Source organism: Streptomyces sp. cf386, assembly GCF_900103585.1.
In the GTDB taxonomy this organism is placed as follows: Bacteria; Actinomycetota; Actinomycetes; order Streptomycetales; family Streptomycetaceae; genus Streptomyces.
In genome coordinates, this window is sequence record NZ_FNHV01000009.1 from 407522 (window position 1) to 424316 (window position 16795).

The 16795-nt window shown below is 69.3% G+C and carries 12 protein-coding genes; 5 read left to right on the top strand and 7 right to left on the bottom strand.

Translation table 11 applies throughout. From position 1 onward, the window contains the following. Window positions 1-26: 26 nt before the first annotated feature. Genes BLU79_RS24995 through BLU79_RS25005 form a run of 3 tightly spaced genes read right to left on the bottom strand, consistent with a single transcriptional unit; the run spans window position 27 to window position 5829 of the window. Window positions 27-4763 carry a putative T7SS-secreted protein gene (locus BLU79_RS24995; protein WP_093908104.1) on the bottom strand — a complete coding sequence of 1579 codons (4737 nt, stop codon included), beginning with the start codon at window positions 4761-4763 and terminating at the stop codon, window positions 27-29. Then, a complete protein-coding gene (locus BLU79_RS25000) occupies window positions 4763-5377 on the bottom strand; it encodes a hypothetical protein (RefSeq protein WP_093908105.1) in 615 nt (204 codons plus the stop codon). Before BLU79_RS25000 ends, BLU79_RS24995 begins: the two co-directional genes overlap by 1 nt. Further along, window positions 5374-5829 (bottom strand): SseB family protein, encoded by a 456-nt coding sequence (locus BLU79_RS25005; protein ID WP_256333450.1) that lies wholly within the window; start codon window positions 5827-5829, stop codon window positions 5374-5376. The genes BLU79_RS25000 and BLU79_RS25005 overlap by 4 nt, the downstream gene beginning before the upstream one ends. Window positions 5830-6040: 211 nt before the next feature. Here BLU79_RS25005 and BLU79_RS25010 point away from each other — a divergent pair, with 211 nt between their 5' ends. Further along, the gene (locus tag BLU79_RS25010) at window positions 6041-8281 is read left to right on the top strand and encodes a protein kinase domain-containing protein (RefSeq protein WP_093908106.1); all 2241 of its coding nucleotides are present in this window, start codon (window positions 6041-6043) and stop codon (window positions 8279-8281) included. Window positions 8282-8339: 58 nt separating this feature from the next. Here the strand turns inward: BLU79_RS25010 and nadA are convergent, their stop codons facing one another. Beyond that, window positions 8340-9536, bottom strand: coding sequence for a quinolinate synthase NadA (gene nadA / locus BLU79_RS25015; protein WP_093908152.1), 1197 nt, complete (start codon window positions 9534-9536; stop codon window positions 8340-8342). A gap of 368 nt (window positions 9537-9904) precedes the next feature. On the opposite strand from nadA, the gene BLU79_RS25025 reads away from it, so the two are divergent. Continuing rightward, complete coding sequence (locus tag BLU79_RS25025; protein ID WP_030582488.1) at window positions 9905-10261, top strand: iron-sulfur cluster assembly accessory protein; 357 nt, start codon at window positions 9905-9907, stop codon at window positions 10259-10261. 109 nt (window positions 10262-10370) lie between these two features. Here BLU79_RS25025 and BLU79_RS25030 read toward each other — a convergent pair whose 3' ends face one another. Both BLU79_RS25030 and BLU79_RS25035 read right to left on the bottom strand, forming a co-directional pair. Next, the gene (locus tag BLU79_RS25030; protein WP_093908108.1) at window positions 10371-12131 is read right to left on the bottom strand and encodes a hypothetical protein; all 1761 of its coding nucleotides are present in this window, start codon (window positions 12129-12131) and stop codon (window positions 10371-10373) included. Between the two features lie 187 nt (window positions 12132-12318). Then, complete coding sequence (locus BLU79_RS25035) at window positions 12319-12528, bottom strand: hypothetical protein (protein WP_093908109.1); 210 nt, start codon at window positions 12526-12528, stop codon at window positions 12319-12321. A 130-nt stretch (window positions 12529-12658) separates the two neighbouring features. Between BLU79_RS25035 and BLU79_RS25040 the strand changes: the two genes are divergently transcribed. Further along, window positions 12659-13633 carry a carbohydrate kinase family protein gene (locus BLU79_RS25040; protein WP_093908110.1) on the top strand — a complete coding sequence of 325 codons (975 nt, stop codon included), beginning with the start codon at window positions 12659-12661 and terminating at the stop codon, window positions 13631-13633. 95 nt (window positions 13634-13728) lie between these two features. Here BLU79_RS25040 and BLU79_RS25045 read toward each other — a convergent pair whose 3' ends face one another. Then, the gene (locus tag BLU79_RS25045; protein ID WP_093908111.1) at window positions 13729-15105 is read right to left on the bottom strand and encodes a cysteine desulfurase/sulfurtransferase TusA family protein; all 1377 of its coding nucleotides are present in this window, start codon (window positions 15103-15105) and stop codon (window positions 13729-13731) included. A gap of 287 nt (window positions 15106-15392) precedes the next feature. Here BLU79_RS25045 and coxB point away from each other — a divergent pair, with 287 nt between their 5' ends. Together coxB and BLU79_RS25055 are read left to right on the top strand one after the other, a co-directional pair. Continuing rightward, window positions 15393-16358, top strand: coding sequence for an aa3-type cytochrome oxidase subunit II (coxB, locus tag BLU79_RS25050; protein ID WP_093908112.1), 966 nt, complete (start codon window positions 15393-15395; stop codon window positions 16356-16358). Next, window positions 16355-16795: cbb3-type cytochrome c oxidase subunit I (locus tag BLU79_RS25055; RefSeq protein WP_177001165.1), on the top strand; the 441-nt coding region annotated here is incomplete at its 3' end. The genes coxB and BLU79_RS25055, both read left to right, overlap by 4 nt.

Consider the following 16795-nt stretch of genomic DNA (forward strand, 5'->3'; position numbering starts at 1 on the left):
TGCGTGATCCTTTCGATTTGGTTTGATTACCTGATGCGCGGGTTGAACCAGTGGCCGAGCATATCATCGACGCGTGTGACGTGGTCGAGTACTTCCTGGCGCGTCGGGTTGGGATGTGTTCTGTAGAAGCCATTCCATGCCACGCGTATCTCGCTCAAATGCACGCGACTGTTGATATCTCCCTTTGGTATCCCTCGAAGATTTTCCAGGGAGTGGATCTCGTCAGCTGAGAACAGGCCGGGATAGCGCTTGAGGACTTGCTGTTCGATGGCATGATGGACAACTACGTTTCCTTCGAGGTCTGGGTTGGCATTGAAGAATGTCCTCTTGTAGTTGTGGTCAGTTGTGCTGCCGACAGACGCCTCGTTCCGAACAGGTACATCTTGGCCGAGAATCGTTTCGTTTCTCGCCGCTGCATTTTTCTCCGCGTCTTTGCACGGTGTGAGGCCACAGGGGTCGGTCCAAGCCAGGGGGTTGTGGACGTAGGTGGTGGGGTTGGGCGCGGGGGCGAGGCCGAGGGGATCGGGAGTGAGGTATCGGGCGGTTTCGGGGTCGTAGTGGCGGAAGTAGTTGTAGTGGAGGCCGGTTTCGGGGTCGTGGTACTGGCCGGGGAAGCGGAGGGGGGTGTGGGCGGTGGCGGTGCGGTTCCAGGTAGTGGTGCCCCAGATGGTGGTGTGGGTGCGCCACGCGATGTGGCTGTGTTCGTCGACAAGTTCGGTGGGAGTGCCGATGAGGTCGGTGACGATCGCGTAGAAGCGCTGATCGACTTCGTCACTGGTTAGGTGTTTGTGTTCGGTCTGGGCCAACGGGCGTATGCCTAGGTGGTCCCAGGTGAGGGTGATGGTCGGCTGGTCGCTGCTGGAGGCGTGCGTGGACTGCTCGCACAGAGTCGTGCCGTCCCAGGTGAAGTCCACCTGCTCCGCGACGGTTTCGCCGTCGGTGGCGATGCGTTGCTTAGCGATCCGGCGGCCCAGAGGGTCGTAGCGGTAGCGCCAGGTGGTGCCGTCGGGTGTGATCACGGACGTCAGGCGGTCTTCGGCATCCCAGGTGTAGCGCCAGGTGTCCGGCTTCCGCGACAGGCGGGACTTTTGTCGCAGGGTGATTCGGCCGGCTTCATCGTGTTCGTAGCGGACGTTGCCTGCGCGGGTGATGCGGGTGCCGGTGTAGGCGCGGTCGCCGGTCGATTCCTGGCCAGGCATGGAGTCCGGCCAGGTGGCGTGGGTCTGGTTGCCCGCCGCGTCGTATGCGTAGGACTCCGTCCAGTTCGTGGCGTGGACGGTGGTGACGCGGCCAGTGGCGTCGAGGTCGAAGCGGCGGGTGCCGTTCAGGTGGTCGTCGATGGCGGTCAGGTTGCCGTCGGCGCGGTAGGTGTAGGCGCGGTGCTGGAGGCGTTGGTTGGCAGGGCCGGTGAGTTCTTGCTTTGTCAGGCGGCCCAGGGGGTCGAAGGCGCTCGTGAGGGTCAGAGTTTCGCCGATGTGGCGGGTCACTTCGCGGCCCGCGGCGTCGTGGGTGAACGTGAGGGTGCGGCCGCAGGTGGTCAGTTCTGTGCGGTTGCCTGCCGTGTCGTAGGTCCAGGTGCTGGTCGCGCCGGTCGGTGTCGTGCGGCCGTTGCGGCGGCCAAGGACGTCGTACCCAAAGGTGAGCGTGCGGCCGTTGACCGTCTCGGACAGTAGGTGGCCCATCTCGTCGCGCTGCAACGTCAGGACCGCGTCCGGGCTCGACGCCTGGGCCAGGCCGCCCGTCAGGCCGTACGCGTACGTTGTGACCGCCCCGGCTGCGTCCTTCCTTATGATGCGGCCCAGGACGTCCCTGTCGAAGCGGATCGTTTGGCCGGTGGCGGTGGTGCTGGCGGTCAGCTGGCCGGCTGGGTCGTGTTCGTACGTCAGGCTGCGGTTGTCGAAGTCCGTCTCCGCGATCAGGCGTCCGGCCGCATCGTATTCGTAACTCCAGGTCAGGCCCTGTGGGTTGGTGACCTTCGTCAGGTGCAGTTCGGTGTCGTGGTCGAACTCGTAGCGGACGCCGTCCGGGCCGGTGCGGGCGGCCAGCAGGTCGAAGTGGGTGTATTCGTAGCGGGAGACGGCACCCATGGCGTCGGTATGGCTGGTGCGGTTGCCCTCGCCGTCGTATGTCCACGACTCCGTCGTGCCGTCTGCGGCTGTGCGGCGGGACGGGCGGCCCTCCACCGTCCACTCCAGGCGGGTCACAGCGCCCATGGGGTCGGTGATGGTGATCGGGCGGCCGAAGGCGTCGCGTTCGTAGCGGGTCACGGCGCCCAGCGGGTCCGTGATCTCCAGGGGCAGGCCCGCGGTGTTGCAGCGGATTGTCGTGGTCGCGTCTGTCGCGTCCGTGACCGCTGCCAGGTGGCCGTGATCGTCGTACGTGAAGCTGGTCGTGGTCCCGGACGCGTCGGTTACGGCCGTGCGGTTACCGAACTCGTCGAACTCCTGGGTGGTATGCGTGCCGTCCGGGCCTGCGATGGAGACGGGCAGACCCTGGCCGTTGTAGCCGATGCTGGTATAGCGGCCGTCGGGGCGGACGGCCATCACCATGCGGCCCGCCTTGTCGTACGCGTAGCTCAGCGTCCGGCCGAGCGGGTCGGTGACCGTCAGCGGACGGTCGTAGCGGTCGTAGGTGGTGTGGGTCGTCGCTCTGTCGGGGCCGGTCTCGGCGATCACTTGCAGGTCGCTGTTGACCTGGTAGCTCGTGCTGTGGCCCAGGGAGTTGGTCGCGGTGATGGTGCGGTGGCCGGTGGCCGGGTCGATGTCGCCGTAGGCGAAGGTGTTGCGCAGGTGGCCCGCGTCGCCGGTCTGGGAGGTGCAGCGGCCCTCGTCGTCGTAGACGTAGTGGTAGGACGAGTCGTTCGTGTCGGTCCAGGCGGTGATCAGGCCGGCGGGGTCGTTGGTGAAGCGGGTCGGGATGCCCGAGGAATTCGTGACCGCTGCCAGGTGGCCGTGCTCGTCGTAGCCGAAGCGGACCAGCTCGACGTCGCTGCCATCGGCTGCGGCCCCGGCCAGGCGGAGGGCGGTTATTCGCTCCCCGGTCGTCTCGATGGTGAGGTGGTAGCCCGCCGAGTGCACGATCGCCGTGGGGGCGCCCTGGTGGTTGTACTCGAAGGTGAGCCACTGGCCGCAGCGGTCGGTGATCTGTTCCAGCAGGGCGATGCCGTTGCCGTCGCCGCCCGGGGCCGCGAAGTGCCAGGTGCGGCCGGTGGCGGGGTCGGTGACGGTGTAGTCGCCGTAGGCGTCGATCGTCAGCGGGTTGGGGGCTCCGGCCAGGGGCAGGGTCGGTACGCCGGGGGCGGGGTGTGGGTAGGCCAGGAGCGAGCCGTCCTCGTGGATGCAGATGACGCCCTCGGCGTCGATCTCCAGGCGCTGGTCGGCGGTGGAGGTCCACTTCGGGCCGAACCAGCGGCCCGCCTCGTACGACGACTCGAACTGCCGGGAGAAGACCAGCGGCAGTCTGGCGGGCAACGTCACGTCGGTGGCCGGCAGCGACATCCGGCCGGTGGCCATGTCGATCGGGTCGCCGCCGAACACCTTGCACCACAGCCGCCTGGCGGTGTCGCTGATCGATTTGGTCACAGCATTGCGCGCCCCCGACTTGGCCGCGCCCTCGGCCGCCCCACGCGCCGCCCCACGCGCCATGCCGCCCGCGCCTTTGCCGCCGATCAGGTTCGAGGCCAGGTACCCCATCGCGTCGCCCGGATCGCTGCTCCAGCCGCTGCCGATGATGGCCCTGGGCAGCCGTTCAGGATGGGCGGCGGTGCCCACCAGGCCGGCCAGCAGCATGTTGGAGTTCTTCGCGTACTCGCCGGGGTGGGTGATGTTGTACGGGTCATACGGGTTGACCATGCGGACCATTTGCACGACGTCCGTGACGCCCTTGACGAAACCGCCCACGACGTGGGCCTGGTTCAGCGTGGTACTCACCACGGCGTCCACGACGTCGGACTTCAGCCGGTCCGTGAACTCCGGCTTCGGCGGAGCCGCCTCCAACGCGTCGGCCACCTTGCGCTGCGCCTCGCGGGCGGCGTCGGTGCGCTGACGGCGCGCCTCGGCCAGGCTCTCCTCCGCCTCGCGCCGGCCCGCCACACCCGGATCGGTGAAAGCGCCCGGCTCGGTCGGTTTCGGGCCCGCCTCGTGTCCCGCCGACACCGCCGCGTTGTACTGGTCGGCGGCCTCGTTGTACGTCTTCACCCGAGCGTTGTGCGCGTCAGTCGCCCGCCGGCTGTCCTCCTGCGCGCGGCGGTAGGCGTCGATCGCCGCCTGCGCCTGCTGCTGCGCCCAGCGAACGGTGTCCGCGTACGTCTCCAGCGCCCCGGCCGCCGCCTCGCAGGCATCGGCCGCCGTCAGCCACTGCCTTGGATGCATGTCGAACTTCTCGCGGAAGGCGTCCGCGGCCTTGCCCTGCCAGCCGTCACCGCCCAGCGAACGCATGCCCTGGCCGACGTTCTCGAACGCCTTGGAGAAGTCACGCAGATGCTTCGCCCGCGCCTGCAACGCCTGAACGCTGCCATGGACCAGTTCCCTGGGATCCTCGCTCTCCCCCAGCCCGCGCTCGGCGACATCGCCGCCCAGCCGGTTACTCACCCCCTCACCGAAGTCGCGCACACCCTCGGCCGCACTGTCCGCGCCGACCGCCGACAAGCCGTCCGCCGCCTTGTCCGCCGTCCAGTCGACAGCCTCGCCGACGTTCTGCGTCACACCGTCGACAGCACTGTCCAGACTGTCTCCGAGGCTGTTGACCACATCCCCGAAGCCCATCAGCGCTCACCTTCCCCGGACTTAGAAGACTCCGCGGCCTGCGAAGGGCCGATCCGCTGCCATTCCGTCCGCGGATCGGACGCCGCGCCCGGGATCACCGTCGATGTCCGCACGTCCTCGGCCGCCTGCCCCCAGGCCTGCCGGGCCGCCTCCTCGCCCTCCCGCTTCGACTCCTCGCTGAAGTCCGCGTTCATGACGTGGGATACGGGGTTGTCCTCCAACGTCTGCGACCAGGAACGCTGCTCGACCTCCTCCGGCGTCAGGCCCGGGTTGCCCGCCGTCGCCGTCCACACCCTCTTCAGGGTGTTCGAGGCGTACTGCTCCTGCTCGTGATACAGCCCCGCCGACAGATCCAGCCGACCCGCGAACTCATTGGCGTCCCGCACCAGCGAGTACACCCCCCAGCCCCACCGCTCGCAGAACTCGGCGAAAACCTGACGCAGCGCCCCGTCTCCCACCTCCAGACCCGCCAACTCCAGGTCGTCGAAGCCGCGGCCCTGACCCGCCTCGATATCGAAGCCCAACTCCTGTAGCTCACCGATCGCCTGGTTGATGCCCCGGGTGATCCGCTCCAGCGCCTCCGGATCGACCTGGTAGCCATCACCGCCGCTCACGCGCCCACCCCTTCCGCATACGTCCCTTCCGCACCCACAGCCGGAGTCGTATCCGAAGCCGCCGCATCCACAGCCACCGCGTCCGGAACGATCCCCTTCACCGGAGGCAGCACCATGCCCGCCGGCCCGCCCGCGTCCACCGCGACCCCGACCGGCCCGCCCGACCTCGCCACCCTCGGAACCACCTGATCCAGCAACCGCGCCCCATGAACCGGCATCCCCTCGGGCACCGCCTCACCACGCGCCCGGGCAAACCGCTCCAACGCCGCCTCATCCGTGAACGCAAAGAGCCAACGGACACCGTCCGCCTCAACCGACAGCAGCGAACCGTCCACCACCGGCACCAGCACCTCACTGCGCCGGAACTCCCCTACAACCGCACGCAGATCGCCCTGCCCGCTCTCCGCCAGATCCGCCAGCCGCGTCCGCAGCCTCAAGGTGTCGGCGCTCACGTCAGCCCCCGTCGAAAACTTCACCACACATCGCACAAGCGAACGATCATGCTAGTCCGCCGAGATCAGATGAATCCAGGAGAGCGCCGGCCTCCGCGTTTCGGCCAGGGACGGACCTGGTGCCCCAAGCGCCGCCGCCCGGCCGCCGCCGTCACCGCCGGTTACGTATTCTGTGCCCTCGAACTGCTCCACGGCGAAAGGGGATTCGGGCGTGCCGCTGCGCAAGGACGACCCGAAGTCGGTCGGCGGGTACAAACTGCTCGACCGGCTCGGGGCCGGTGGCATGGGTGCCGTCTATCGGGGCAGGTCGCGTTCCGGCCGTGAGGTCGCCGTCAAGGTCGTGCATGCCCAGTACGCCGAAGACCCCGTCTTCCGTGCCAGGTTCCGGCAGGAAATCGAGGCCGTCCGCAAGGTGAGCGGTGTCTTCACCGCGCCGGTGGTGGACGCCGATCCGGAGGCGGAACGGCCCTGGATGGCCACGCAGTACGTGGCGGGGCGTTCGCTCGCCGACCGGATCCGTGACCGGGGCGGGCTGCGCGACGGCGAACTGCGGCAGCTGGCACTGGGGTTGGTGGAGGCACTGCGGGACATCCACCGGGCCGGAGTGGTGCACCGGGACCTCAAGCCGGCCAACGTGCTGATGGCCGAGGACGGCCCCCGTGTCATCGACTTCGGTATCTCCCGCGCGGCCGAGAACCACAACACCCTGACCGAGACCGGCCAGATGATCGGCACCCCGCCGTTCATGTCCCCCGAGCAGCTCACCGACGCACGGACGGTCGGCCCGGCCTCCGACATCTTCTCGCTCGGCGCGCTGCTGGTGTACGCCACGACCGGCAGGGGCCCGTTCGACACCGACAGCCCTTATCTGACCGCGTACCGGGTGGTTCACTACGAGCCCGTGCTGGACGGCATCGGACAGCCGCTCCGGGGAATCCTGGAGCGCTGCCTGAGCAAGGAGGCCGCGGACCGCCCCGGACTCGACGAACTGGCAGGGGAGTTCGCCGACGGCCTGCCGGAGGCCGACCCGGGCGACATGCCGACGGTGACGCTGCGCGGCGACCACCCGGTGGTGGCGCGGACCCGCCCCGACGCCGTGGCCGACCCGGCCTCGACCACCTGGTCCGGCCGTCGGCGTCGCCGTATCCGTCCCCTGCTGGCCGTGACCGGCACAGTGGGCGCGCTGGCCCTGGGGCTGCTCGGGTACATACGGTTCGGGCCGGGATTCGCGGACAGCCCCCAGGAGGGGACCGCTGCCCCGACCGCGACCACCCGGTGGAGGACCCTGCCCGGCGACTGGGAACCCTGGCAGACGACCCTGTCCGAGACGGCACCGCTGGGCGCGAAGAAGGCGCTGGGAACGGACGACGGCTCGGTGGCCGGCGAGCCGACGTGCCTGATGAACGGCAGCGGCGTCTACTGCGCGGGCGAGGGCATCCTCCCGGTGCGCCTGGACGCCCGGACCGGCAAGACCCTCTGGCGCGCCGAGGCCCCACGGGGCGGCGACGAGATCGGGTCGTACAACTCCGCGCTGCTCGGCGTCCACAGTGGCACGGTCGTCCTGCGCCAGTCCGTCTTCAACGCCGCCCGCGGAACCGATGTGGCCGAGGTGCTGGGGATCGACGCCGGGACCGGCGAACAGCTGTGGACGCACCGGGTGAACGACGAGAACCTCGACATGGCCATCTCCGACGGCCTCGTCATCACGTCCGGCGACAACGGTACGACCGTGACGGCTCGGTCCCCGCGTACCGGCGCGGAGCGCTGGACCGCGCAGATGCCCAAGGGTCACTACTGCTCATTCGTGAAGGGCGGCACCGACGTGTACGCCCAGTGCATCTCGACCTCGGGGACGAGCGAGACCTCGATGATCCTGGTGCTGGACCCGGCCGACGGCTCGGCGCGGACGCTGAAGGCCCCGGCCCAGAGCGGCATCCTCGGATTCCTCGACGGGCGGCTGGCCATGATGCAGGCGCCCGAGGAGGAGGGGCCGTCCGGTGAGATCCTGCCGTACGACCGGGTCCTTCTGGTGGACCCGGACACCGGCACCCGCACCACGGTGAAACTGGCGGAGAGCTTCGACGGTGAACCGGTGCTGTCGTCCGGCACACTCTGGTTCGTCTCGCCCGGCGGCGTGGTGAGAGCCGTTTCCCCCCGTACCGGCAAACTGCTGTGGGAGACCCGGACCAGCCTGGAAGGACCAGGTGCGGCCAGCTACGACGCGCAGACGCGCACCCTGTACCTGGCCAGCATCAGCGGCCGCGTGGCCGCCCTCGACGGGCGCGAGGGCACCTCGCTGTGGGAGACGCTGCCGCGCACGGAGCGGTCGGACAGCGCGCCGGTCGGGCCCGGGGTCCTGCTGCACGAGGGCTCGGTGATCGTCGCCACCTCGGACGGCACCGTCTTCGCCCTCGACCCCGCCGACCCCGAGCGGAAACCGGCCTCGGGGTGACGGCGGGGCGGGGCGAGGGTTACGTACGGCAGGGACGAGGGTTACGGCAGGGCGAGGCCTACGGCAGCGCCAGCATCCGCTCCAGCGCCAGCTTCGCGAACGCCTCGGTCTCCTTGTCGACCTCGATGCGGTTGACGAGCTTGCCCTCCGCCAGCGACTCCAGCGTCCAGACCAGGTGGGGCAGGTCGATGCGGTTCATCGTCGAGCAGAAGCAGACCGTCTTGTCGAGGAAGACGATCTCCTTGCCCTCGGGCGCGAAACGGTTCGCCAGCCGGCGGACCAGGTTCAGTTCCGTGCCGATGGCCCACTTGGAGCCGGCCGGAGCCGCCTCAAGGGCCTTGATGATGTACTCCGTCGAACCGACGTAGTCCGCCGCCGCCACGACCTCGTGCTTGCACTCGGGGTGCACGAGCACGTTGACCCCGGGGATCCGGGCGCGCACGTCCTCCACCGAGTCAACGCTGAAGCGGCCGTGCACCGAGCAGTGGCCGCGCCACAGGATCATCTTCGCGGCGCGCAGCTCGTCGGCGGTCAGCCCGCCGTTCGGCTTGTGCGGGTTGTAGACGACACAGTCCTCCAGGGACATGCCCATGTCCCGGACGGCGGTGTTGCGCCCGAGGTGCTGGTCGGGGAGGAACAGGACCTTGGTCGAATGGGGCTCCCCCTGCTCGAAGGCCCAGTCCAGCGCACGCTTGGCGTTCGACGAGGTGCAGATCGTGCCGCCGTGCTTGCCCGTGAACGCCTTGATGTCCGCGGAGGAGTTCATGTACGAGACGGGGACGACCTGCTCGGCTATCCCGGCCTCGGTCAGCACGTCCCAGCACTCCGCCACCTGCTCGGCCGTCGCCATGTCGGCCATCGAGCAGCCGGCGGCGAGGTCGGGGAGGACGACCTTCTGGTCGTCGGAGGTCAGGATGTCCGCCGACTCGGCCATGAAGTGCACACCGCAGAACACGATGTACTCGGCCTCCGGGCAGGCGGCCGCGTCCCGGGCCAGCTTGAAGGAGTCGCCGGTCACGTCCGCGAACTGGATGACCTCGTCGCGCTGGTAGTGGTGGCCGAGCACGAAGACCTTGCTGCCGAGCTTCTCCTTGGCCGCGCGGGCGCGCTCGACCAGGTCCGGGTCGGACGGCGAGGGCAGATCGCCGGGACACTCGACGCCGCGCTCGCTCCTCGGGTCGGCCTCACGGCCGAGGAGCAGCAGGGCGAGGGGCGTCGGCTGTACGTCGAGCTCCTGGGTCTGGGCGGTGGTCACGACACGCACCCTTTCTGTTCTGCGGCTCGCCGGGGCCGGAGTATCCGGACCGGCGGGTCATTCGGGACACCTTCATCGACTTCTCGTCGATTTGACGCTATCTATCATAACCGGTTCACGTCACTTTGACGACGGCCATCGTGTCGATGTGACGTGAATCCCGGCGAGGTGCCCTCAGGAGGCATGGAGGGGGCCTGGAGGTGGCCTGAAGAGGGCCCGCACTCCCGAATCAGGCATTTTCCGCTCCACGCGCCGTGTGCGAGCATGAAGAAGGACCGAAAGACAAGCGCCCGGCCCGGAATGAATCCGCGGCCCCGACGGTTGCAACCGTCGGCAAGCAGTCTCCGTACAACCCGGGAGAGATGTAGATGTCCGTATCGGACGAGACCAGCACCGTCACCGACGGCATCATCCTGTCCGACGCCGCCGCGGCGAAGGTCAAGGCCCTGCTCGACCAGGAAGGCCGTGACGACCTGGCCCTGCGCGTCGCCGTTCAGCCGGGTGGCTGCTCCGGCCTGCGCTACCAGCTCTTCTTCGACGAGCGGTCCCTCGACGGCGACGTGGTCAAGGACTTCGGCGGCGTCAAGGTCGTCACCGACCGCATGAGCGCCCCGTACCTGGGCGGCGCCTCCATCGACTTCGTCGACACCATCGAGAAGCAGGGCTTCACGATCGACAACCCGAACGCGACGGGCTCCTGCGCCTGCGGCGACTCCTTCAGCTGAGCCCGGCCGACCCGGCGACCGCCCACGTGGCTGACCGCCGATCCGGCTGACATACGAGAAAGCGGCGACCCCCTCCGACGGGGCCGCCGCTTTCCCGTATCCGCAGGCCCTACCGGGCCCCGGACGTCTCCGGCACGCCCGCCCCCGGCTTCTCCTTCGGGAGCGCCTGGCCGTCCGTGCCCACGACCTTGCGGTCACCGAGCGGCTTGTCCAGCTGCACGGTCTTGTGGAACACCTTGGCGATCAGGATGCAGACCTTCTCCGGCTGCGACGTCTCGGTCACCCGGACCGTCACCTCGTCGCCGCTCTCGCTCGCCGTCACCTTGTAGTCGGCGCACACGCCGCCGGTGAAGGCCACGGTCAGCTCCCTGCCGTCGACCGTATAGCCGTCCACCGTCACGTTCCGTGTGACCGGCGCGGAGGTCGGCTCGTCCTTCGGGTCGGTCGGCCGCGGGGTCGGCTGCCCGGTCGGCTCCTCGGACGGCGTGGCCGAGGCCAGGAACTTCGGGTCGATCGCCGGATACGTGACGGTGAAGCTGTCCTGCGCACCGGGCGCCTTCACCTGGAACAGCCAGGACGGCACCAGCGCCTGCCGCGCGTCCACATAGTGCGCGGCCAGCCCGAACACGGCCTTCTCGACCGTGACGGTGTCCTTCGACGGCGTCCCCGCCGACGCCTCCGCACCGCAGGGCGCCTCAAGCCGGTCCTTCAGCGGTACGGGGCTGGCGCAGCCGCCGATGCCCATGCGGCCGTCGGTCCCCGGCGCCGCGTTCATCAGCCCGAGCGTCTTCTCGGCGCTGAGCACGGGATACGTGTCCGACTTCGACGGCGCCTTCAACTGGCCGCTTCCGCCGACCACTTCACCCTGGGCGTTCACGGTCACCCCGGTGGTCCAGCCGTACGTGGGCAGCCCGCCGACCACAGGATCGGCGTTCACCACCCGCTGGGTGCCCATCAACTGGCCGGCGTCGCGCTTCGCGTCATCCTGACCCACCGCCTTGAGGATCGGCGCGGCGGCCTTCTTCGCGGCCTCCTCGCCGACCGGGTCGGCGGCCGACTCGGTGGAACCCTTCTGGCACTTGGTGGTGCTCTGGCAGTTGTCGGTGCCCGGCGCGTACCGGTAGAACGTCCAGGTCCCCGGCGCCTGCTTGTTCACCTGCAGACTGGGCCCCGCCCCGTCCGTCGCCCCGACCCGCCAGGTCTGCCCCTGCGCCACCGGCGTCCCGTCCATGCCGAGCGCCTTGGCCAGCCGGGCCACCTCGTCAGCACCGACCACGCCCCCCGCCCGGTACACCGGCGCCGAGCCGGGCCCGTCGGCGAGCTCCCCGTCGGCCTTGTAGGTGACGCCGTACGGGTTGGGCTCCCCGGGCGCGATGCCGCCGGTGTCGCTCCCGGTGTCGCCTCCGGTGTAGCCGTCGAGCTGGAGCGGCGGGGGAGTGTCGCCGGGCGCCGCCGACGTCGTACCGCCGTCCGAACCGCCGGACGCGTTGGCGGCGAGGTAGGCGCCACCGCCTCCGACGAGCAGTACGGCGGCGGCGACGGAGGCGATGATCGCGGGGGAGCGACGCCGGGCGCCGTCCTGGGTGTCCTCGGACCCGTCGGCCGGGGAGGGGGCGGTGCCGGGGCGCTCGGCGGTGGGGGTGGGGGCGGCGGGAGCATCCGCAGCCGACGAGGCCGGGACCGAGGCCTCCTCCGAGGCCTTCTCCGGGGCGTCCTCCTCCGAACCGTCCTGGCCCGCCGCGGCCTCGGCCGCCTCGCTCTCGGCTCCGAGCCCCTCGGTACCGACGGCGTCCTTCTCCTCCCGGACGCCCTGCTCCTCGGCGGAGCCGTCGGCGCCCGTGTCGTCGTTCTCGGGTCGCTCGGTGTTCACCGCATCGCTCCTTCGGCTGCGCACATGTCCCATAACCCTGACCAGGCCCTGTCAAATAGGTCGGTCTGTCGGGTCGTATCCCGCATCCCCTTTACGGGGGACAGCGATGGGACGCAGCGGGGGAGCGCACGGTTCCCTGAAGGCGCCGATTCGGGTCGCCGAGATTCGACCGGTCGGCGCAGCGCGATCAGTCGCCGTAGTCCGACATCGCGTCCACCAGTCGCGCCGACTTCGACGGCACGGTCACCCCGTGGATGAGTGACGGGGAGACCGGAAGGGAATGGACGCGGTCGGGGGCGGCCCAGTGGGGAGCCATCCGCGCGCAGTCACCGAGGAGCGACGCCAGGTCGACCTCCGGGTCGGCCGGAACGGGGGCATGGACCTCGAATTTCGTCATAGCGGCACCGTAGGCACGCCGGAGCCCGCGAAGAAAGATCTACTATCAGGTAGTTTTGACTGCTTCAGTGTCCCGGTCACGCACGGTAGCGTGGAATGTCAATCCCACCTCCCCGCAGGAGACTCCAGCCGTGCGCATCGCAGTCACCGGCTCCATCGCCACCGACCACCTCATGACCTTCCCCGGCCGCTTCGCCGACCAGTTCGTCGCGGACCAGCTGCACACGGTCTCGCTCTCCTTCCTGGTCGACAACCTGGACGTACGCCGGGGCGGCGTAGGCGCGAACATCGCCTTCGGCATGGGCCAGCTGGGCACGAACCCGATCCTGGTCGGCGCCGCGGGCTCCGACTTCGACGAGTACCGGGCCTGGCTGGACCGGCACGGTGTCGACACCGGCTCGGTCCGCATCTCCGAGACCCTGCACACCGCCCGCTTCGTCTGCACCACCGACGCCGACCACAACCAGATCGGCTCCTTCTACACCGGTGCGATGAGCGAGGCCCGCCTGATTGAGCTGAAGACCGTCGCGGACCGCGTCGGCGGCCTCGACCTGGTCCTCATCGGCGCCGACGACCCCGAGGGCATGCTCCGCCACACCGAGGAGTGCCGCTCCCGCGCGATCCCGTTCGCCGCCGACTTCTCCCAGCAGATCGCCCGAATGAACGGCGACGAGATCCGGATACTGCTGGACGGCGCGACGTACCTCTTCTCGAACGAGTACGAGAAGGGGCTCATCGAGTCCAAGACGGGCTGGTCGGACGAGGAGATCCTGTCCAAGGTCGGCCACCGCGTCACCACCCTCGGCTCGCGGGGCGTACGCATCGAGCGGCAGGGCGAGGACCCGATCGAGGTCGGCTGCGCCGAGGAGGAGCGCAAGGCCGATCCCACGGGTGTCGGCGACGCCTTCCGCGCGGGGTTCCTGTCGGGGCTGGCGTGGGGTGTGTCCCTGGAGCGGGCCGCGCAGGTCGGCTGCATGCTGGCGACTCTCGTCATCGAGACGGTGGGTACGCAGGAGTACCAGCTGCGGCGGGTGCACTTCATGGACCGGTTCACCAAGGCGTACGGGCATGAGGCCGGCGAGGAGGTTCGGGCCCACCTTGGCTGAGGCCGGGTGCGACCAATCGGCTGCCTCAGCGGGTTCGTTGTCGGCTGTGGGGGCGTGGGGGCTGGTCGCACAGTTCCCCGCGCCCCTGAGGTGGGTCAGCTCACCCGGCGCACCATGTACGCCGTCCCTCGCTCCGCCGGCTCCTCGCCCACGTACTCCTGCCCCCGCATCTCGCACCACGCCGGGATGTCCAGCCGGGCCGCCTCGTCGTCCGACAGGACCCGCACCAGCCCGCCCACCGGCACATCCCCGATGACCTTCGCCAGCTCGATGACCGGGATCGGGCAGCGCTTGCCGAGGGAGTCCACGACCAGGACGTCGTCCCGTACGACCGTCTCGGCGACCGGAGCCCCCAGCTTCTCCCGCACCGCGGTCACCGCCCCGGGCAGCACCTCCAGGAACCGCTCGACATCCTCCGCCGCCGTCCCGAACGGCAGGGACACCCGCACGTTCCCCTCGCTCAGCACACCCATCGCCTTCAGTACATGGCTGGGCGTCAGCGTGCTGCTCGTGCAGGACGAACCGGAGGAGACCGAGAACCCGGCACGGTCCAGTTCGTGCAGCAGGGCCTCTCCGTCGACATAGAGACAGGAGAAGGTGACGATGCCGGGTAGCCGTCGCACCGGATCGCCGACCACCTCCACATCCGGCACCAGCTCCGGCACCCGCGCCCGGATCCGCTCCGTCAGCTCCCGCAGCCGTACCGCCTCTTGGGCCGCCTCCGCCTGTACGGCCCGCAGCGAGGCCGCCGCGGCGACGATCGCCGGGATGTTCTCGAACCCGGCCGCCCGCCCCGACTCCCGCTCGTCAGCAGGCCCTTGCGCCGCGAACCGCACGCCTTTGCGTACGACGAGCAGCCCGACCCCCGACGGACCGCCCCATTTATGCGCGCTCCCGGCCAACACCGACCAGGCGCCCTCGACACGTCCCCAACCCAACGACTGCGCCGCGTCCACCAGCAAGGGCACCCCCGCCTCCTGGCACACCGCGGCCACCTCCGCCACCGGCTGCTCGGTCCCCACCTCGTGGTTGGCCGACTGCAGACAGGCGAGCGCGCTGTCCGGCCGGAAGGCCTCCGCGTAAGCCTGAACACCCACCGCCCCCGCCCGGTCCACCGCCACCTGAGTGACCGTCCCCCCGGCACCCTCGTGCGCGTCAGCCGCATGGAGCACAGAGGAGTGTTCGACCGCAGACACGATCAGGTGGCGTCCGACGCGCCGCCGCCCCGCCAACACCCCGGCGACACCCGAATGGACGGCCCGAGTACCGGACGGCGTGAACACCAGCTCGTCCGGCCGACACCCCACTGCGTCAGCGGCCGCCTCCCGAGCCGCATCCAGCAACAACCGCGCCCGCCTCCCTTCCCGATACAGGCGTGCCGGATCGGCCCACCCCTCATCAAGGGAGGCTTGCAGAGCCTGCCGAGCAACAGGATGAAGAGGAGCACTGGAAGCAGCGTCAAAGTAGCCCACACAGCAACGCTAAACGCCCCTTCACTGCAACGCCGCAAAGGGGCGCGGGGCTGTGACATTTGCGGCTCCGCCGCGGGGCGCGACCAGCCACAAACAGCCCGCACCCGCCAAACCAGCGAACCACCCCACCCCATAGGCACCCCTCCCCGCGAACCCTCGGAGAGCGTCGGCTAGGGTTTGGTCCGCATAAACATCCAAACCCCTGCCCGTCGCAGGGCGGCGACCGACCAGCGAGAAGGCCAGGCCGCAGCCATACCGCGCGGGCGAGACTCTCGGGAAGGCGCTACGTGAGTCCCAACGGCTCCGACCGCTCGCCGCGGCGCCCGATGCGGCGGAAGCTGCTGCAGGCAATGACCGCGGGCCTGGTCCTGGCGACAGCCACCGGTTGCTCGTACAACTGGGAAGACTTCCCCCGCCTTGGTATGCCCACCCCGACCACAGAAGAGGCTCCGCGGATCCTCTCCCTGTGGCAGGGCTCCTGGGCTGCCGCGCTCGCTACCGGCGTGCTGGTGTGGGGCCTGATCCTGTGGAGCACCATCTTCCACCGGCGTAGCCGCACCAAGGTCGAGGTCCCTCCGCAGACCCGGTACAACATGCCCATCGAGGCGCTGTACACCGTGGTCCCGCTCATCATCGTCTCGGTGCTCTTCTACTTCACGGCCCGCGACGAAACGAAGCTCCTCAGCCTCAAGGACAAGCCCGACGTCACCATCAACGTCGTGGGCTTCCAGTGGAGCTGGGGCTTCAACTACGTCGAGCCTGTCGAGGGTTCCACGGGCAACGCGAAGACCGACAAGAACCTGGCCGCCATTCCGGACCGGTTCAAGGAGGACTTCCCGGCGAACGCCGGCGGTGTCTACGACGTCGGCACGCCGGGCACCCGGAACCCGCAGACGGGCAACCCGGGCCCCACGCTGTGGCTGCCCAAGGGCAAGACGGTCCGCTTCGTCCTCACCTCGCGTGACGTCATCCACTCCTTCTGGGTGGTGCCGTTCCTGATGAAGCAGGACGTCATCCCGGGCCACACCAACGCCTTCGAGGTGACCCCCAACAAGGAGGGCACCTTCCTGGGCAAGTGCGCCGAGCTCTGCGGCGTCGACCACTCCCGGATGCTGTTCAACGTGAAGGTCGTCTCCCCCGAGCGCTACGAGCAGCACCTCAAGGACCTCGCCAAGAAGGGGCAGACCGGTTACGTTCCCGCCGGCATCGCGCAGACGAGCCACGAGAAGAACCGGGAGACGACAAACCTGTGAGCATCCTCAACGAACCCCAGGGTGCCGCCGCAGCTGAGGACTCGTACGAGAACGAGCTGCCGGTCAGGCGCAGGCAACCCGGCAACGTCGTGGTCAAGTGGCTCACCACCACCGACCACAAGACGATCGGAACGCTGTACCTCGTCACGTCGTTCGCGTTCTTCGTGATCGGCGGCGTGATGGCGCTGCTCATGCGCGCCGAGCTCGCCCGGCCCGGTCTGCAGATCATGTCGAACGAGCAGTTCAACCAGGCGTTCACGATGCACGGCACGATCATGCTGCTGATGTTCGCGACGCCGCTGTTCGCCGGCTTCACGAACTGGATCATGCCGCTGCAGATCGGCGCGCCGGACGTGGCGTTCCCGCGGCTGAACATGTTCGCCTACTGGCTGTACCTGTTCGGCTCGCTCATCGCGGTCGGTGGCTTCCTCACCCCG

What these genes read in the sequence shown, in the direction of transcription:
- BLU79_RS25035 (WP_093908109.1), bottom strand. Translation starts at nt 12,528, where the DNA reads ATGACGAAATTCGAGGTCCATGCCCCCGTTCCGGCCGACCCGGAGGTC.
- BLU79_RS24995 (WP_093908104.1), bottom strand. Translation starts at nt 4,763, where the DNA reads ATGGGCTTCGGGGATGTGGTCAACAGCCTCGGAGACAGTCTGGACAGT.
- BLU79_RS25025 (WP_030582488.1), top strand. Translation starts at nt 9,905, where the DNA reads ATGTCCGTATCGGACGAGACCAGCACCGTCACCGACGGCATCATCCTG.